Source organism: Parasphingomonas halimpatiens (assembly GCF_036663795.1).
GTDB lineage: Bacteria > Pseudomonadota > Alphaproteobacteria > Sphingomonadales > Sphingomonadaceae > Sphingomonas.
On the sequence record NZ_JAXOJP010000001.1, the window covers coordinates 293036 to 307341 of the forward strand.

At 68.7% G+C, this 14306-nt stretch carries 15 protein-coding genes; 9 read left to right on the plus strand and 6 right to left on the minus strand.

The genetic code is table 11. The annotated features are described in order from the left end of the window. Nucleotide 1 precedes the first annotated feature (1 nt). The 5 genes from U1839_RS01375 (at nt 2) to U1839_RS01395 (ending at nt 4568) form a co-directional block, all read left to right on the plus strand. Nucleotides 2-955: a FecR family protein gene (locus U1839_RS01375; RefSeq protein WP_332801881.1), complete on the plus strand. Its 954-nt coding sequence runs from the start codon at nt 2-4 to the stop codon at nt 953-955. Then, entirely contained in the window at nt 915-3266 is a 2352-nt protein-coding gene (locus U1839_RS01380) for a TonB-dependent receptor (RefSeq protein ID WP_332801882.1), read from the plus strand. The genes U1839_RS01375 and U1839_RS01380 overlap by 41 nt, the downstream gene beginning before the upstream one ends. A 124-nt stretch (nt 3267-3390) precedes the next feature. Then, nucleotides 3391-3636, plus strand: coding sequence for a type II toxin-antitoxin system ParD family antitoxin (locus U1839_RS01385; protein WP_332801883.1), 246 nt, complete (start codon nt 3391-3393; stop codon nt 3634-3636). A gap of 2 nt (nt 3637-3638) precedes the next feature. Next, on the plus strand, nt 3639-3935 hold the full coding sequence (locus tag U1839_RS01390; protein WP_332801884.1) for a type II toxin-antitoxin system RelE/ParE family toxin: 297 nt from the start codon (nt 3639-3641) through the stop codon (nt 3933-3935). 234 nt (nt 3936-4169) lie between these two features. Beyond that, a complete protein-coding gene (locus U1839_RS01395; protein ID WP_332801885.1) occupies nt 4170-4568 on the plus strand; it encodes a hypothetical protein in 399 nt (132 codons plus the stop codon). On the opposite strand, the gene U1839_RS01400 is transcribed toward U1839_RS01395, so the two are convergent. Together U1839_RS01400 and U1839_RS01405 are read right to left on the minus strand one after the other, a co-directional pair. Beyond that, the gene (locus tag U1839_RS01400) at nt 4552-4890 is read right to left on the minus strand and encodes a hypothetical protein (RefSeq protein ID WP_332801886.1); all 339 of its coding nucleotides are present in this window, start codon (nt 4888-4890) and stop codon (nt 4552-4554) included. The genes U1839_RS01395 and U1839_RS01400 overlap by 17 nt on opposite strands. 200 nt (nt 4891-5090) lie before the next feature. Then, nucleotides 5091-6044, minus strand: a complete 954-nt coding sequence (locus U1839_RS01405) for an alpha/beta hydrolase (RefSeq protein WP_332801887.1) — start codon at nt 6042-6044, stop codon at nt 5091-5093. A 301-nt stretch (nt 6045-6345) separates the two neighbouring features. Here U1839_RS01405 and U1839_RS01410 point away from each other — a divergent pair, with 301 nt between their 5' ends. The 4 genes from U1839_RS01410 to U1839_RS01425 all read left to right on the plus strand — a co-directional run bounded on the left by U1839_RS01410 (nt 6346) and on the right by U1839_RS01425 (nt 9297). Continuing rightward, a complete protein-coding gene (locus U1839_RS01410) occupies nt 6346-6786 on the plus strand; it encodes a PaaI family thioesterase (RefSeq protein WP_332801888.1) in 441 nt (146 codons plus the stop codon). Between the two features lie 265 nt (nt 6787-7051). Continuing rightward, nucleotides 7052-8470, plus strand: coding sequence for a M20/M25/M40 family metallo-hydrolase (locus tag U1839_RS01415; protein WP_443030554.1), 1419 nt, complete (start codon nt 7052-7054; stop codon nt 8468-8470). 28 nt (nt 8471-8498) lie between these two features. Further along, entirely contained in the window at nt 8499-8678 is a 180-nt protein-coding gene (locus U1839_RS01420; RefSeq protein ID WP_332801890.1) for a hypothetical protein, read from the plus strand. Continuing rightward, nucleotides 8668-9297, plus strand: a complete 630-nt coding sequence (locus U1839_RS01425; RefSeq protein ID WP_332801891.1) for an HAD hydrolase-like protein — start codon at nt 8668-8670, stop codon at nt 9295-9297. Before U1839_RS01420 ends, U1839_RS01425 begins: the two co-directional genes overlap by 11 nt. A gap of 208 nt (nt 9298-9505) precedes the next feature. On the opposite strand, the gene U1839_RS01430 is transcribed toward U1839_RS01425, so the two are convergent. From U1839_RS01430 to U1839_RS01445, 4 genes are all read right to left on the minus strand, one after another. Further along, nucleotides 9506-10417: an alpha/beta hydrolase gene (locus U1839_RS01430; protein ID WP_332801892.1), complete on the minus strand. Its 912-nt coding sequence runs from the start codon at nt 10415-10417 to the stop codon at nt 9506-9508. Between the two features lie 90 nt (nt 10418-10507). Then, complete coding sequence (locus U1839_RS01435) at nt 10508-10852, minus strand: hypothetical protein (RefSeq protein WP_281129710.1); 345 nt, start codon at nt 10850-10852, stop codon at nt 10508-10510. 50 nt (nt 10853-10902) lie between these two features. Continuing rightward, complete coding sequence (locus U1839_RS01440) at nt 10903-11208, minus strand: hypothetical protein (RefSeq protein WP_332801893.1); 306 nt, start codon at nt 11206-11208, stop codon at nt 10903-10905. A 13-nt stretch (nt 11209-11221) separates the two neighbouring features. Next, a complete protein-coding gene (locus U1839_RS01445) occupies nt 11222-14218 on the minus strand; it encodes a DUF2135 domain-containing protein (RefSeq protein ID WP_332801894.1) in 2997 nt (998 codons plus the stop codon). Nucleotides 14219-14306: the final 88 nt, after the last annotated feature.

Sequence of the window (14306 nt, forward strand, 5' to 3'; positions counted from 1 at the left end):
CATGATGCGCGCCATTCCGGGGTTTGGGATGAACGAGGGCGATCAGATGCGGGAGGCAGTGGCGTGGCACGCGATGCTGTCGCGCGACGACGCCGATTGGGATCGCTTCACCGCCTGGCTCGAGGCCGACCCCGCCAACGCCCGTGCCTATGATACCGTCGCGCTGGCCGATGCGCTGGTCGACGAGCATCGCGACACGCTGACCGGTTTGCTCGAGGCACCCGCGCCGACACCGTGGTGGCGCCGCCGCGGGATCGCCGCCGGCGCACTGGGCGGCGCGATTGCCGCGACGCTGGCGGCGGTGATGGTCGCGGTGCCGGCGACACAGTCCCCGGTGGCGGCGTCGACGTGGCAGACCGGCGCGGGCGAGCGCCGTACCATCGCCTTTGCCGACGGTGCCGAGGCGACGCTCGCCCCGGCGACGCGGCTGGCGGCGCAGGGCGGCCAGCTGACGCTCGACGGCACGGCATTCTTTTCGATCCGGCACGATCCGTCGCGGCCGGTGACGATCACCGCCAATGGCGTGACGGTCAGCGATGTCGGCACGCGCTTCGAGATGGCGGCCGACAGCGACACGGTGCGCGTCGCGGTTGCCGAGGGCGAGGTCGCGGTGGCGCCGCAGGGCCGGGCGGCGGTGCCGATCGTTGCCGGGCACCGTGTGCTGGTGGCGGGCAGCACGGTCGAGACCGGGCTTGCCGCGTCGGGCGACGTCGCGTCATGGCGCGGCGGCCGGCTGGTTTATGACCGCGTACCGTTGGCGCTGGTCGCGGCCGACATCGCGCGCTACGCGGGCGGCCGGGTCACGGTCGATCCGCGCGATGCCGACCGGCGCTTTTCGGGCGCCATGGCGATCGGCGACCGCGTGACGATGGCCAGGTCGCTGGCGGTTTTGATGGGACTCGATGCCAAGGTCGATGGCGACACGGTTAAGCTGGGCGATCGTAGCGGGCGTTAGCCTTGCGCCGACGGCGCTGCATGCCGCCGATCGCGACATCTATATCGATCTGCCCGCCGCGACGCTGGCCCAGTCGATCGCCGCGCTGTCGACGCAGACCGGGGTAAGCATCGGCACCGAGGGCGGGCTGCCCTATCTGCGCACCCCCGATGTGCGCGGGCGGATGAGCGTGGCCAGGGCGCTGGACAAGCTGCTTTCCGGCACCGCGTGGCGCGCGCGGCGCGTCTCGCCGACCGCCTATCGCATCGTCGCGCGGCAACATTACAAGCCGCCGCCGCACTATATCGTGCCGGACTATCCCTATCCCGCGCCGATCCCCGATGTCGTGGTCACCGCGCGCAAGATCGCCGAGCCCGAATCGAGCCTGCCCGGCCCGGTCGCGGTCTATGTGCCGACGCGTGCCAACCGCAGCGGCGCGAGCGCGGGATCGCGCAGCGTGGCGCGCACCGTCGAGGGGCTGACCGCGATCGATGCCGGGCCCGATGCCGGCCGGCTGTTCATCCGCGGCGTCGCCGACACGCCGTTCAGCGGCTATGGCCAGTCGCCGGTCAGCGTCGAGATCGATGAGGCGCGCGCGACCTTCGACGCGCCCGACCCCGATTTGCGGTTGGTCGATGTCGCGCGGGTCGAACTGCTCAAGGGCCCGCAGGGGCCGCTCTACGGCACCGGCGCGCTGGGCGGGGTGTACCGCGTGGTGCTCAACGCGCCCAACCCGGCCGCGCCGGCGGCGCGCTTCCGCTACGATCTCGGCGCGGTCGAGGCCGGCGGGCCGGGCTCTTCGGCCGAGGCGATGGTCAATTTGCCGGTGGCGAACGGGCAGGGCGCGGTGCGCGCGGTGGCCTATGGCGAGCTGGCCTCGGGCTGGATCAAGAATGTCGGCGGGCGCGCTGCGCTCAACCAGACGCGCACCTGGGGCGCACGACTGGCCGGGCGGCTCGATCTCGGCGAATGGCGCGTGTCGCTGACCGGGCTGACGCAATCAGTCGCCGCGCGCGACAGCCGTTATATCGACCGGCTCGGCGAGGATCTGGTGCGCACGCCGCGGCTGCCCGAGCCGCGCCAGGGCGACATCCACCAGGCGGCCGCGACGGTCACCGGCCCGCTCGGCGCGGCGACGCTGACCTTTGCGTCGAGCTTCACCGCGCAGCATATCGCGCGCACCGACGATGCCTCGGCCTCGGCCGCGCTGCTCGGCGCCGCCGCGCCGCTCGCCTATCATGAGGAGCGCGACTATGCGCTGGTCGACCAGGAACTGCGCATCGCCAGCACCGCCGATCGCCGGCTGAGCTGGATCGTCGGCCTGTCCTATCTCCATTCGACGATCACCGTCGCGGGCGCGTTGCGACCGCCGGGCGACGCGACGCTCGGCATCCTCGACCTGCACCGCAATGTCAGCGAGGTGGCGGTCTATGGCGAGGCGACGTTGCGCATCGCGCCGCGGCTGCGCGCCGCGATTGGCGCGCGCGTGTTTCACTCCGCCGCCGAGGACGGTCGCGCCGAAAAGGCCGGCAAGGCCGACAATGCCAACAACAACGCCAATGGCGCATCGACCGTCGGCATTACGCCCAGCGCCTCGCTGTCGCTGGCGACCTCGGGCGGCGGCCTGGTCTATGCGCGCGTCGCCACCGCCTTTCGCCCCGGCGGGCTCGATCCGGCCAACAGCGTGACGCACCGTTATGACGCCGACCAGCTGAGCAATATCGATATCGGCGTGCGCGGCACCGCGCTGCGCGGTTCGCTGACGCTCGATTTCGGGGCCTATCGCACGCGCTGGCTGCACATGCAGTCGGACTATCTGCTGCCCAACGGCCTGCTCACGACGCACAATGTCGGCGATGCGCTGATCATGGGCATGGAAGGGTCGCTGGCCTGGCATGCCGGCGGCGGCTGGACGCTGAGCGGCGGCGGCACACTGCAGCGCGCGCGGCTGACGCGGGCGGAGGACGGGACCAAGCTGCTCACCGACCTGCGGCTGCCGGTCGTGCCCGACGTGGCCGGGCGGCTGGCGCTGGCATGGCAGCATGACTGGCATGGCTGGAGCATCGAGCCGAGCATCGCGGCGCGTTATGGCGGCCCGTCGCGGCTCAGCTTCGACCCCGGGCTCGACCGGCGCATGGGCGGGTTCGGCGAGGCCGATGTCGCGCTCGCCGCGACGCGCGGGCGGATGCGCGCGACGCTGTCGATCGACAATCTGTTCGACGCGCGCGGCGACAGCTTCGCCTTCGGCAACCCCTTTTCGGTGCGGACCGAGACGCAATACACCCCGACCCGGCCACGCAGCGCGACGCTGTCGTTCGCGGTGGATTTTTAGTTTCCAGACTGAAAAGCGCTTTCATGCTTGTCGGCCCCTTGCAATGGCGGATCGAAAATGGCGCAACGCGATTTTTGACAAAGATTGTCAAAAACTGCCATAAGGCGGGGCAGGAGATAGCGTAATGGCGACCATGAACATTTCCCTCCCCGACCCGATGAAGGGCTGGGTCGAGGCGCAGGCCGAGACGGGCCGCTACAGCAATGCGAGCGACTATGTGCGCGACCTGATCCGTCGCGATCAGGAGCGAACCGCGAAGATTGCACATATGCAATACCTGGTGGACGAAGCGCGCGCGGGCGGAATCAGTGACGATACCATGAGCGACATTCGTGCTCGCGCCTTGCGGCAGGCGGGACTCGAAGGCTGAGCGTGCCGAACTATCGGCTTGCTCCCGCAGCGTCAGGCGACATTGCGGGAATTTTCCTTGAGGGGCTGGCGCAATTCGGGCTTGAGCAGGCCGACCGCTATCATGAGGGGTTGACCAGCACCTTTGAATTTCTGGCCGAATACCCTCGCGCGGCACGCCTGCGCGAGGAAATCGACCCACCCGTGCGCGCCTATCCCTATAGATCTCATGTGATCGTGTACGAGCTGGGCGCGGGCGACATGGTGATAATCCTGGGGGTACGACATGCCCGCGAGGACTGGATGCCCGATGTGAACTAGCACATCTTCCCGGGTTTTTCGGGACGCCGACGCTCTGGCGACGTTACGTGAATCGATCCACGTTCTCCAGACGAGCGCCGTAGCGCGCGGGGTCGTGGCATGCATTACGGCGGCATCGCCGCCAGTCATTGACCGTCAGCGAGACGCTGGCGCATATCCTTCGCCATGCGGCGGGTTCCGGCTTTCATTGTTGCGTGGCGACCCGAGATCGCGACCTTTGCAGTCTTTGTCCTGTTGCAGCCGATCCTCAGCTTCGCCATCGTCTGTCTGGTTGGCGGCGGCCCGATCGGCCTGTTGTTCGCGGCGGTGATGTTTCTCTTCCGGGTGATCGACGTTCCCGGCCTGGCTGTCGGACCGATCGTCGGCCTGGCGCTGCTGCCCGCGCTTGCCGCCGGGGCCGTGACCGCGACGCTCAGCGGCGCCGGGCGCTTCTGGCTGTTCTGCCTTGCCAGCATGGTGGCGGGCGGGCTGGCGATGTTGAGTATCCTGTTGGTCACGGACTTCTTCGACGATTCCGACGGTCCGGGCGTAGCCCTGATGTCGTCGGCGACGGTGCTCGCCGCCGGGCTTTGCGCGGTGGCCAGCTATCTGCTCGGGCGCCGCATATCGCCTGGGCCTAATCAAACGGCATGAAGACTTCCCGCAGCTCTTTTGAGACGACGCGGTTGCGACGGTCGAAAATGACGACGATGTACTGATTGGTGTGCGCGAGGCTGAAGCCGATATCGAAGAATTCGCCTTCCCCCTTGATGCCGATATACCATTCACAGCGCCGGGTGCCGGCGGGCTCCGCACGCGTCTCGCGCGGTGGGCCGATCAGGCCGACCACCGCATCATAGGACATGCCGGTCGCGATATGGCCAAGGCGTTCGACGAATGCCCTGGGTGTCTTCGGCATGTCATGGTGGCTGTGCGGCGCATGGGTGATGGCAAGAAACAGCGCGATGCCCGTCATCCAGACCAGCACGATGCCTATCAGGATCCTTGCGCGCGTCACGACAGCTCCCCGCTCTTACGGTATCATCGACAATTGCCAAGGCTAACCCGTGGTCGTGCCGGATGCCAGTGCGTCCGGGCACGGTTGCGGCAAGACTGTAGGTGACTGCTCGACCGGTAATGCCGTGAGTGCGACTTTCAAAAGGCTCGCCGCCCCAGCTACAGCACCCCGATTTCTGCGAGCCACCGCTCTACCAGCGCGGGCCACATCGCGACGGCATGCGGCGTGCGGCGCAGCGCGAAGGCGTGGCCGCCCTTGGCGAACAGGTGCACCTCGCTCGGCACGCCGGCATCGTCGAGCGCGCGGGCATAGAGCGTGCTGTTGCAGATATCGTCGACCGGGTCGTCCCATGCCTGCATCAGGAAGGTCGGCGGGGTTTGGCGGGTGACGTGGATGCCGGGATCGAGCCGGTTGCCGGGGCGGCAGAGATGGCCGGGATAGAAGGCCAGCGCAAAGTCGGGCCGGCTGCTGACGCGATCGACCGCATCGACGGGCTTATAGGCTGGCGCGAGGATGTTGCTGGTCTGGGCGACCAGATAGCCGCCGGCCGAAAAGCCGATCGCGCCGATTTTGTGCGGGTCGACGTGCAGCGAAGCGGCCTGCGACCGGACGAGCCGGATGGTGCGCTGGGCATCCTGCAGCGCGAAGGCGACCTTCGGGGTAACGCCACATTTGCACGCGGCGTCCCAATGGTGGTTGCTGTTGGGGACGCGGTATTTCGACAGGATGCAGGTGATGCCCCTGGCGGTGATCCAGTCGCAAATCTCGGTGCCCTCGATGGTGATCGCCAGGACCTGGAAGCCGCCGCCGGGAAACACCACCATCGCCGCGCCGGTGTTGCGGCCGCGCGGCGGATACACCGTCATGGTCGGCGCGGTCACGTCGAACACCGCCTCGGACGTCGTGCCGCCGATCGCGTCGGGGGTCTGCTTGATCAGCAGGTTTTCCGCCGGCCGGGGTACGCCCGCCATGTCCGGCGCGGCGCCGGGCCAGATCGGAATCTGCTTCAGCCCTGACGGCGGCTGCCAGATGCCGACGGTGCGTGTTTCCGCCGCCTGCGGGGGAGGGGCAGCCGGCGCTTGGGCGGGCGCGGCGACGGTGTTCTCCGGCATGACGACCGCTGCACCCGAAAGGCCCAGGACAAAGGCAAGAATCAACCATATCCGGCGCATCATCGTTCCCCCGCGTCTCGCCCGCGGAGACGTTGCTTCTCCCGGGTATCCTCATGTGGGGAGCAGGCTAACGATCGCTGCTGGGCGCAACAAAGCACGAATAGTCGGCGCTGCCCGGACATTTTCTCATGGCGTGAAGCGGACGGGCGCGCTTCCCCTTCGTCGCGCGGCATGCTCCAATCGCGCATCACGCACGCAAAGGGCCAATGCCACGCAAAACGATGGCCCGCATGGTTGTAAGATGAAAATGACCTGGGCGACGGAACGTCTCGAGGCACTCAAACGGGGCGAAGCAACACCGCCACCCGTGGTGCAAACCCTCGGGCTCGGTACCCTGGACGAATGGGGCGAAGGGTGGATCAGGAAAAAGTGGGATCCGACGCCGGAGCTTCTGAATGCCGACGGCTCGATGTTTGGCGGTTTTCTGGCGGCCCTTGCGGATCAGGCGCTCGCTTTCGCGACCATGACGGCAGTGCCGGCTGATGCCCTCTTCCGGACCGTCAATCTTCAAATGAACTATGTGCGCGTCGGTCGCGCGCATTCACTCTTGATCGAGGCACGGGTGATTGCTGCGACAAAGCAGATGATCACGGTGCGTGCTGAATTCCGAAGAGAGGATGGCGAATTGATTGCGGAGGCTTCCGCGCAACAACTCATCATGCCGTTTGCGACACGGGCCTGAACCGCGACAGCCTGGGCGGATCGAGATTGTCGACGGCAGTTACGACCAGGGCGCTCCTGAGCCGGGCGATGTCGCCCCGGCGGCCATGGGTGGCAGGCTAGTGCGACCATCAGCCGGGCCATTACGACGTCCGCGCGCAGGAGCTCGACATGTGGAGCCCGGACACGCCGCAGCGGTATTTCGCCTTACGGGGCGAGGCCGACAAGCCCGCTTCCCTTCCGCCGCGCCGCATGCTCCAATCGCGCATCACGCACGCAAGGGGGCAATGATGCGCAAGACGACATGGTTGGCCGGGATCGCGGCGTTGGTATTGCCGCTCGCCGCACAGGCGCAAAGCAGCCCGCTGACGCACGACGAGACGGAGTTCCGCGACCTGTATCGCGCGCTGGTCGAGACCGACACCAGCGCGACCACCGGCAGCTGCACCGCGCTGGCCGACAAGATCGAGCAGCATTTGCGCGCGAACGGCTATCGCGATCCCGACATCACGCGTTTCGCCGTGCCCGAGCGGCCGAAGGAGGGCGGGTTGGTCGTCATCCTGCGCGGCACGTCCGAGACGCTGAAGCCGCTGCTGCTGCTCGGCCATCTCGACGTGGTCGCGGCGAAGCGCGCCGACTGGACGCGCGACCCCTATGTGATGGTCGAGGAAAATGGCTATTTCTACGGCCGCGGCACCGCCGACATGAAGGCGATGGACGCGATCTGGATCGACGCGATGGCGCGGTTCCGCCTGCACGGCTTTCACCCCAAACGCACGATCAAGCTGGCGCTGACCTGTGGCGAGGAGGGCGGCTCGCCGTTCAACGGCGCCGAGTGGCTGGCCAAGAACCGGCCCGAGCTGATCGCTGCCGGCTTCGCGCTCAACGAAGGCGGCGGCGGGCGCACCGACGGGCATGGCAAGCTGCTCACCGCCAACATCCATGTCGGCGAGAAGGCCTCGCAGCATTACCGCATCGCCACCACCAACCCGGGCGGGCACAGCTCGGCGCCGGTGCGCGACAATGCCATCTACCAGCTCGCCGATGCGCTGGTGAAGGTGCGCACGCTGGAGTTCCCGATCCGCTTCAACCCGACGACGCGCGCCTATTTCGCGCGTGCCGGTGCGGCGCGGGGCGACGAGCTCGGCGCGGCGATGGTCGCGCTGGCGAAGAACCCGGGCGATGCGGCGGCGGAAGCGGTGGTCAATCGCGACAAGAGCTTCCATTCGATGCTGCGCACGACCTGCGTCGCGACGCTGATCGACGGCGGCCATGCCCCCAATGCGCTGCCGCAGCGCGCCGGCGCCAACATCAATTGCCGCATCATCCCCGGCGAGACGGTCGAGTCGACGCGCGCCGCGCTGGTCACGGCGATCGGCGACCCGGGCGTGACGGTGACGGCGGAGGGTGAGCGCGGCCCGCTGGCGGTGCCGCCGCCGCTCGACCCGAAGGTGATCGGCCCGGCGGAGAAGCTGGTGGCGAAATATTATCCCGGCGTGCCGCTGATCCCGACCATGTCGACCGGCGCGACCGACGGCATCTTCCTCGAGGCGATCGGCATCCCGTCCTACGGCCCGCCGGGGCTGTTCGGCGATCCTGACGGCAACGGCACGCACGGACTGAACGAGCGTGAGGCGGTGAAGGCGGTGTTCACCGGGCGGGCGCTGCTGACGGAATTGGTGAAGGTTTATGCCGATGCGGAGTGAGGGGGAGAGCCAGTCCACGGCCCGACGCGTGGCGCTGGTTGCGGCGTGGATCGCGGGCGGGGCCGTCGCGATGGTGGTGGCGCACCGGCTCCTCGCGGGCAACTTCGAAGGTATCGCGGTGAAGGCGGTCATCGGCGGATTGATCGGTCTCGTCATGAGCCCGGTCGGCTGGCTTAGCCGGGGCAAGCCGCTTTCGCATGACGATTGACGCCTACGACCTCGCCATCTTCGACTTCGATGGCACGCTGGCCGACAGTGCCGAATGGTTCTTCGCCGCTTATGACGCGGTGGCGGTGCGGTTCGGGTTGCGGCGGGCGTCGCGGGCCGAACTGGAGGGGATGCGTGCGCTGGGGACGCGCGAGATCATGCGTTCGCTCGACGTGCCGATGTGGAAGGTGCCGCTGATCGCGCGGCACATGCGGCGAATGATGGCGGGCGAGATTGGCGGGATCGCGCTGTTCCCCGGTATCGCGGATGCGCTGGTCGCGCTGCACGGGCGCGGCGTGGCGCTGGCGATCGTCAGTTCCAATGCTGAAGGCAATGTCCGCGCGGTGCTGGGCGAGGCGCTGGCCGGGCGGGTCGCATTCTGGGGCTGCGGCACCTCACTGTTCGGCAAGGCGAAGAAGCTGCGCCAGGCGATGCGGACCTGCGGGGTCGCGCCGGACCGCACGATCGCGATCGGCGACGAGACGCGCGATGTCGAGGCGGCGCGGGCGGTGGGGATCGCCTCGGGCGCGGTGCTGTGGGGCTATGCCGCGCCGGCGGCGCTGGTCGCGGCGGGGCCGACGGTGGTGTTTCGCGAGGTGGGGGAGATGGCGTCTCTCTAAAAATACCTCCCCGGCACGGGGAGGGGGACCGCGCGCTTCTTCAGCGCGTGGTGGAGGGGCTGGTGGGGATCTTCCAGCCCCAATGCGCAACGGCGCGTTTGCCGGGCGAGGGGCGAACGGACCCGGTCGCGTTTGTCGCCTGCTTCCGCCCCGACCAGCCCCTCCACCATGCTTCGCATGGTCCCCCTCCCCGTTCCGGGGAGGTATTTTAGGGAAGAAGTCCCTCCACCCATTCGATCAGATCCCGCGTCACCTCGTCGCGGTTGATCTCGTTGAGCATCTCATGCCGCCCATCGGGATAGATGCGCGTGGTCAGGCGCGTCAGGCCGGCCGCGCGGTAGCTGTCGATCAGCCCCTGCAGTTTCGCGCCGACCGGGTCGCGTTCGCCGCTGAAGATGTAGAGCGGCAGGTCCTTTGGCACACGGCTCGCCAGTTTGGCGGAGCCGAGATCGGCCAGCGCGCCGGCGACGTCGCGTGCCAGCTGCGCCGTCAGCGGGAAGCCGCATAGCGGGTCGGCGGCATAGGCATCGACCTCGGCCGGGTCGCGCGACAGCCAGTCATAGGGGGTGCGCGCCGGCTCGAACGCCTTGTTGAGTCCGTCGAACATCAGGCTCTGGATCAGCTTGCTATGGCCGCGCGGGCCGACGCGCAGCCGTTCGATCGCGAGCAGCAGCCCGGCGACGCGCAGGATGGCGGGCGGCGGGCCGGCGCTGCCCGACAGCACGGCGCCGGCAAAGTCTTCGCCATGTTCGGCGATGTAGCTCTGGCCCATGAACGAGCCCATCGAATGGCCGAAGAAGATCAGCGGTAGCCCGGGGTGGCTGGCGCGAATTGTTTGCGCGACGGTATGAATATCATCGAGGCAGGCGCGCCACCCGTCATGCTCGGCGAAGAAGGCCAGATCGGCGGGCGGGCAGGCCGGGCCATGGCCGCGATGGTCGTGCGCGTAAACCACGATGCCGATCGCGGTCAGCGCCGCGGCGAGCCGGGCATAGCGCCCGCCATGTTCGGCCAGGCCATGCGCGATCATCAATGCGGCGCGCGGTGGTCCTTCGGGCGACCAGCGCCGCGTGAAGATGCCGCGCCCGGCGCGTTCGACCGGAATGATGTCGGGCTTCATGCTCGTTCTCCCCCGCTACCGGCTGACGCGGAAGCAGGTGGGTTATGCCCGACGCGCGGCCGCGGCGAAACGGCCTTTTCGCCGCGCGGCTCAGCCCTGCGCGCGTCGGCGGCCGAGCAGCACCGCCTTGATGTCGCCCTGCTCCTGGAAGCTGGCGATCAGCAGATAGATACCGAGGAAGCCGAAGCCGCCGAAAAAGGCCACCACGGACAATACCAGCCCCAGCGCTGAGAAATGATGGCGCCACGCCACCCACAGCGCCGACAGCAGGAGAAAGCAGCTGAAGTCGACATTGAACTGGCCGGGCCAGGCCATGGCGCGGAGATCGGCATTGAACGCGGGGAAGAAGTTGATCCCGTCATGCGCGATGACGATCGCGGTGTAGAAGGTGAGGACCGCCAGCATGGCGATTAACAAGGCTCGAAACGCGGTCATGATGCTGCTCCCTCGCTGCTCGTGCGGGGTATTGTAGCGACCGCTACAGACTATGCCAAGGGGCGCTGGACCAGCGCGCGCCGCGCGGTGTCGCGCAGCAGCACGATCATCGCGCCGAACGCCGCGCCGAGCGTGACGAGCATGCCGATCGCGGCAAGTACGATGACCGTGACCGCATCGATCGCGACGATCAGCCGCGCGCCCCCGAGCATCGCCACGAAGGTCGCGAACAGCGCGGCGCCGAACAGCGCACTGACCACAAGCCGGGCACCCCAACGCGGGCGGCGGTGGCGCGGCGCGGCGAGCTGGGTCAGCGCGCCGAGCCAGATGATCACGACCATCGTCACGTCCTGCATCGCGCGTCTCCCTTCACTTCGCCGGCGCTGTGCCGGCCGGCACGATGATCCGCCCGAGCATTTTCGCGCCATTGCTGTCGCGGGTCAGTTCGATATCGACGACCTGCTCCTGCTGGCTCGGCCGGCCGAAATCGCGGAACAGATGCGCGGTCAGCACCGAGGCGCCGTTGGGATCGAGCGCGTCGGGCGCGAAGACATTGGCCTGCACGGTGTAGGTGCCGGCGCGGGCGCGGTGCAGGAGATATTCCTCCGGGCCATAGCCCTGCGTCATGTCGTTCGACAGATGGCCACCGATCGCGGTGAGCGGGTTGTTGTAGATCGAGCGCTCGCCGGTCGGCTCGTCGACCCATAGATCGAGGTCGCTGGCATCGGTGGTCCAGTCGACGACGACGCGGATATCGGTATCGAGCAGCGCAATCAGGCGCGGGTCGAGATCGGGCGTGCCGCCGAGCGCGCGCAGTTTCGGCATCAGCGCATTGGCCTCGACCAGCGAGATCATGTCGATCCCGTCCCAGCGCGTATCGTTGGGCGCGACCGCGACCTCGCCGAGCAGGCGGATCGCGCGGGTCAGGTCGGCGCGGGCCAGATCTCGGCGGCTTGCGGGTTGGAGCGCGGCGCGGCGAGCCAGCGCCAGTGCGAGCAGGCGCTTGGGCTGTGGCCGATCGGGATCGAGCGCGGCCTGGCGCGTGCGCAGTTCGACCGCGCGGTCGATCTGGCCATAGCGTTCGAGCCGGTCGGCAACGATGCCGAGCGTCGCCTCATTGGCGCTGGGCAGGTCGAGCGCCGACAGCACCATCTCGGCCGCCTCGCTGGTGCGGCCATGCTTGCGCAGCCATTCGGCGGTGTCGAGATAGAAGGCCGGAATGCCGCCACGGCGCTGCTCGGCCTCAAGGAAGCGTTCGTCGAACGCGATCGGCCTGCCGTCGTAGAGTTCGAGATAGGGGCGGTCGGGCTGCCAGGCGTCGATCTGGATCGCCGGTGCCGCCGCTGCGGCTGGGGCGTTACGGGTGCGCGACCCGGTCACGACGGTAACGCCATTCCTGCCGCCGCTCCTGGCCAGATCGGGCGCGCCCCGGCGTTGCGCGGTGACCACGACATCCGCGTAGCCGCGATTGTCCCCGCCCGTCGGCGCGGCCGCTGCGGTCGGCGCCGACGGCGCTGGCGCCGTCGATATGGATGGCACGGCCATGGGCGATGGTGGCGGCGGGGGAGGTGGCGGTGGTGGCGGGGCGTACGCCTCCGTCTGGTCGAAAGTGCGCGACGTGGCGACGCGCGTTGGCCGCGCGTCCGCGTTGAACGGCTTCTTCCACCAGGTCACTTCCTTGGCCCAGTCATGGATCACGCGCGCCAGCCGCTCGCGCTTCGCCGCATCGGACTCGCCGGCGAGCGCCTTGAACGCCCGGTTGTACGCGTTGCGCAGCTCGGCCGGGTAGTTGGCCGGCGGGGTGACATCGGCGTCGCGATAATCCTGCGGTACCTCCAGCACGAGGAACGACAGGCTCGGGCTGGCGATGCCGTAACGGCGGCTGAGGGCGAGAAAGTCGGCGCGGCGTTCGGTCGCGGTCAGCGTGGCGAGCTGGTCATTGGCGATGAGCGCGCCGGCGCCGTCGAACGGCGGAAGCGCCAGGTCGCCGGTGTCGCCGATCGCGACGCGGCGGGTCTCGCCACCGACACGGACCAGCAAGGGCCCGGCCTCGGGCGCGCGGGTCAGGATGCGCCAGCTGCCGGGCGCGGCGTCGAGCGCGACGAAGGGGAGGGCGGCGCCGTCCTGATCGGTAACCGCGCGGACGCCCGCGACGCCGCCGGCCAGGCCGCGCAGCACCGCGTCGGCATCGGCGCCCTCGGTCAGGCGAAAGGCGTGGCCGCCATGCGCGGTGGCGAGATGCGCGAGCCAGGCGGTGTCGGCGTCGGGCGCGCTGCTCACGATGTCGAGCCGGCAATCGGCGGCGAAGGCGGTATCGCGGTCGATCGTCGGGGCGCCCCCGCCGACCAGCAGGCAGCGATCGGCCGCGCCGTCATGGGCGATGGCGGCGAGGCTGGTCGCACCGCGATAGGTCAGCGCGCCGAGCCAGGTCGCCGCTTCCGCGCCGGTCGCCACGCTGTGGCGCTGCGCGCCGCTGCTGTTGAACGCGACCAGCTCGATCGCCTGCGGGCGGACGGTGTCGAGCCAGCGCGCAACCAGCGCGATCTCGGCATCGTGGCGGCTGTCCTTGCGCGCGCGGGCGCGGTCCCAATAGATCCGCACGCTGGCCGGGTGCGTCGTGGCGCCGGTCGGCAGCGCGCCGCCCAGCTCGACATCGCGCTCGCCGCTGGCGTGGCGGCTGAGCAGCAGGTCGGCGACGGTCGGGGTGGCGATGGCGAGCGTGCCGGCAAGTCCTGTTCCTCTTTCCGATGCCCCGACTAGAAATGGATCGTTTGATGCTGGCTGCGGCGCCTTGCCGTTTGGCAGGGTGATGGGGGGCAAGGTGGCTCCGGTGGTCGAAACCCATATTGCCCAGCCATGCGCGGGCGCGTCGATCGCCAGCGGCAGGGCATAGCCACTAGCGCCGATCGTGGTGACGAAGCGCAGGCGGATCGTCCGTCCGCCGCCTGGCGGGATCGGGAAGATATGCGTTTCGAACAGGCCGTCGCGGCGCACTTCGGCGACACCGGGGTCGACCCCGGCGCGGACGCGCTCGGCATAGACGGCGCGGGCGCGCGGCCGATCGACCAGTACGCCATCGACCAATTTGCCGCCGATATCGAGCGCATAGCCGGTGACCACCGCGCCGGCCGGGAGCTGGAAGCGGAAGTCGCCTTCCAGTGTTTCGGACGAGGGGTTGGCGAAGGTCGCGGTGATGCTGGTCTCGGCGACGCTGCCGCGCAGTCGCACCTCGACCTTGAACGTGTCGAGCCCGAGCGCGCGGGCATGCGCGGCGTCATCGATGCCGCGAACGTGTGCGGTCAGCCCGGGATTATTGGTCGGGGACGTCTGCGCCGCGCCCGCGACGGGGGACAGCAGCAACGCCATGGCGACGGCAATTCGCGACCAGCCCGACATCCGCACTCTCTCCCGAACGTGACATGCCGGGTGTATAGCGTTATATTATATCATGCAA

Excerpts from the sequence above, each read along its gene's own strand:
- U1839_RS01375 (WP_332801881.1), top strand. The coding sequence starts at position 2 with ATGATGCGCGCCATTCCGGGGTTTGGGATGAACGAGGGCGATCAGATG.
- U1839_RS01380 (WP_332801882.1), top strand. The coding sequence starts at position 915 with ATGGCGACACGGTTAAGCTGGGCGATCGTAGCGGGCGTTAGCCTTGCG.
- U1839_RS01385 (WP_332801883.1), top strand. The coding sequence starts at position 3,391 with ATGGCGACCATGAACATTTCCCTCCCCGACCCGATGAAGGGCTGGGTC.
- U1839_RS01400 (WP_332801886.1), bottom strand. The coding sequence starts at position 4,890 with ATGACGGGCATCGCGCTGTTTCTTGCCATCACCCATGCGCCGCACAGC.
- U1839_RS01405 (WP_332801887.1), bottom strand. The coding sequence starts at position 6,044 with ATGCCGGAGAACACCGTCGCCGCGCCCGCCCAAGCGCCGGCTGCCCCT.
- U1839_RS01410 (WP_332801888.1), top strand. The coding sequence starts at position 6,346 with ATGAAAATGACCTGGGCGACGGAACGTCTCGAGGCACTCAAACGGGGC.
- U1839_RS01415 (WP_443030554.1), top strand. The coding sequence starts at position 7,052 with ATGATGCGCAAGACGACATGGTTGGCCGGGATCGCGGCGTTGGTATTG.
- U1839_RS01425 (WP_332801891.1), top strand. The coding sequence starts at position 8,668 with ATGACGATTGACGCCTACGACCTCGCCATCTTCGACTTCGATGGCACG.
- U1839_RS01430 (WP_332801892.1), bottom strand. The coding sequence starts at position 10,417 with ATGAAGCCCGACATCATTCCGGTCGAACGCGCCGGGCGCGGCATCTTC.
- U1839_RS01435 (WP_281129710.1), bottom strand. The coding sequence starts at position 10,852 with ATGACCGCGTTTCGAGCCTTGTTAATCGCCATGCTGGCGGTCCTCACC.
- U1839_RS01440 (WP_332801893.1), bottom strand. The coding sequence starts at position 11,208 with ATGCAGGACGTGACGATGGTCGTGATCATCTGGCTCGGCGCGCTGACC.
- U1839_RS01445 (WP_332801894.1), bottom strand. The coding sequence starts at position 14,218 with ATGGCGTTGCTGCTGTCCCCCGTCGCGGGCGCGGCGCAGACGTCCCCG.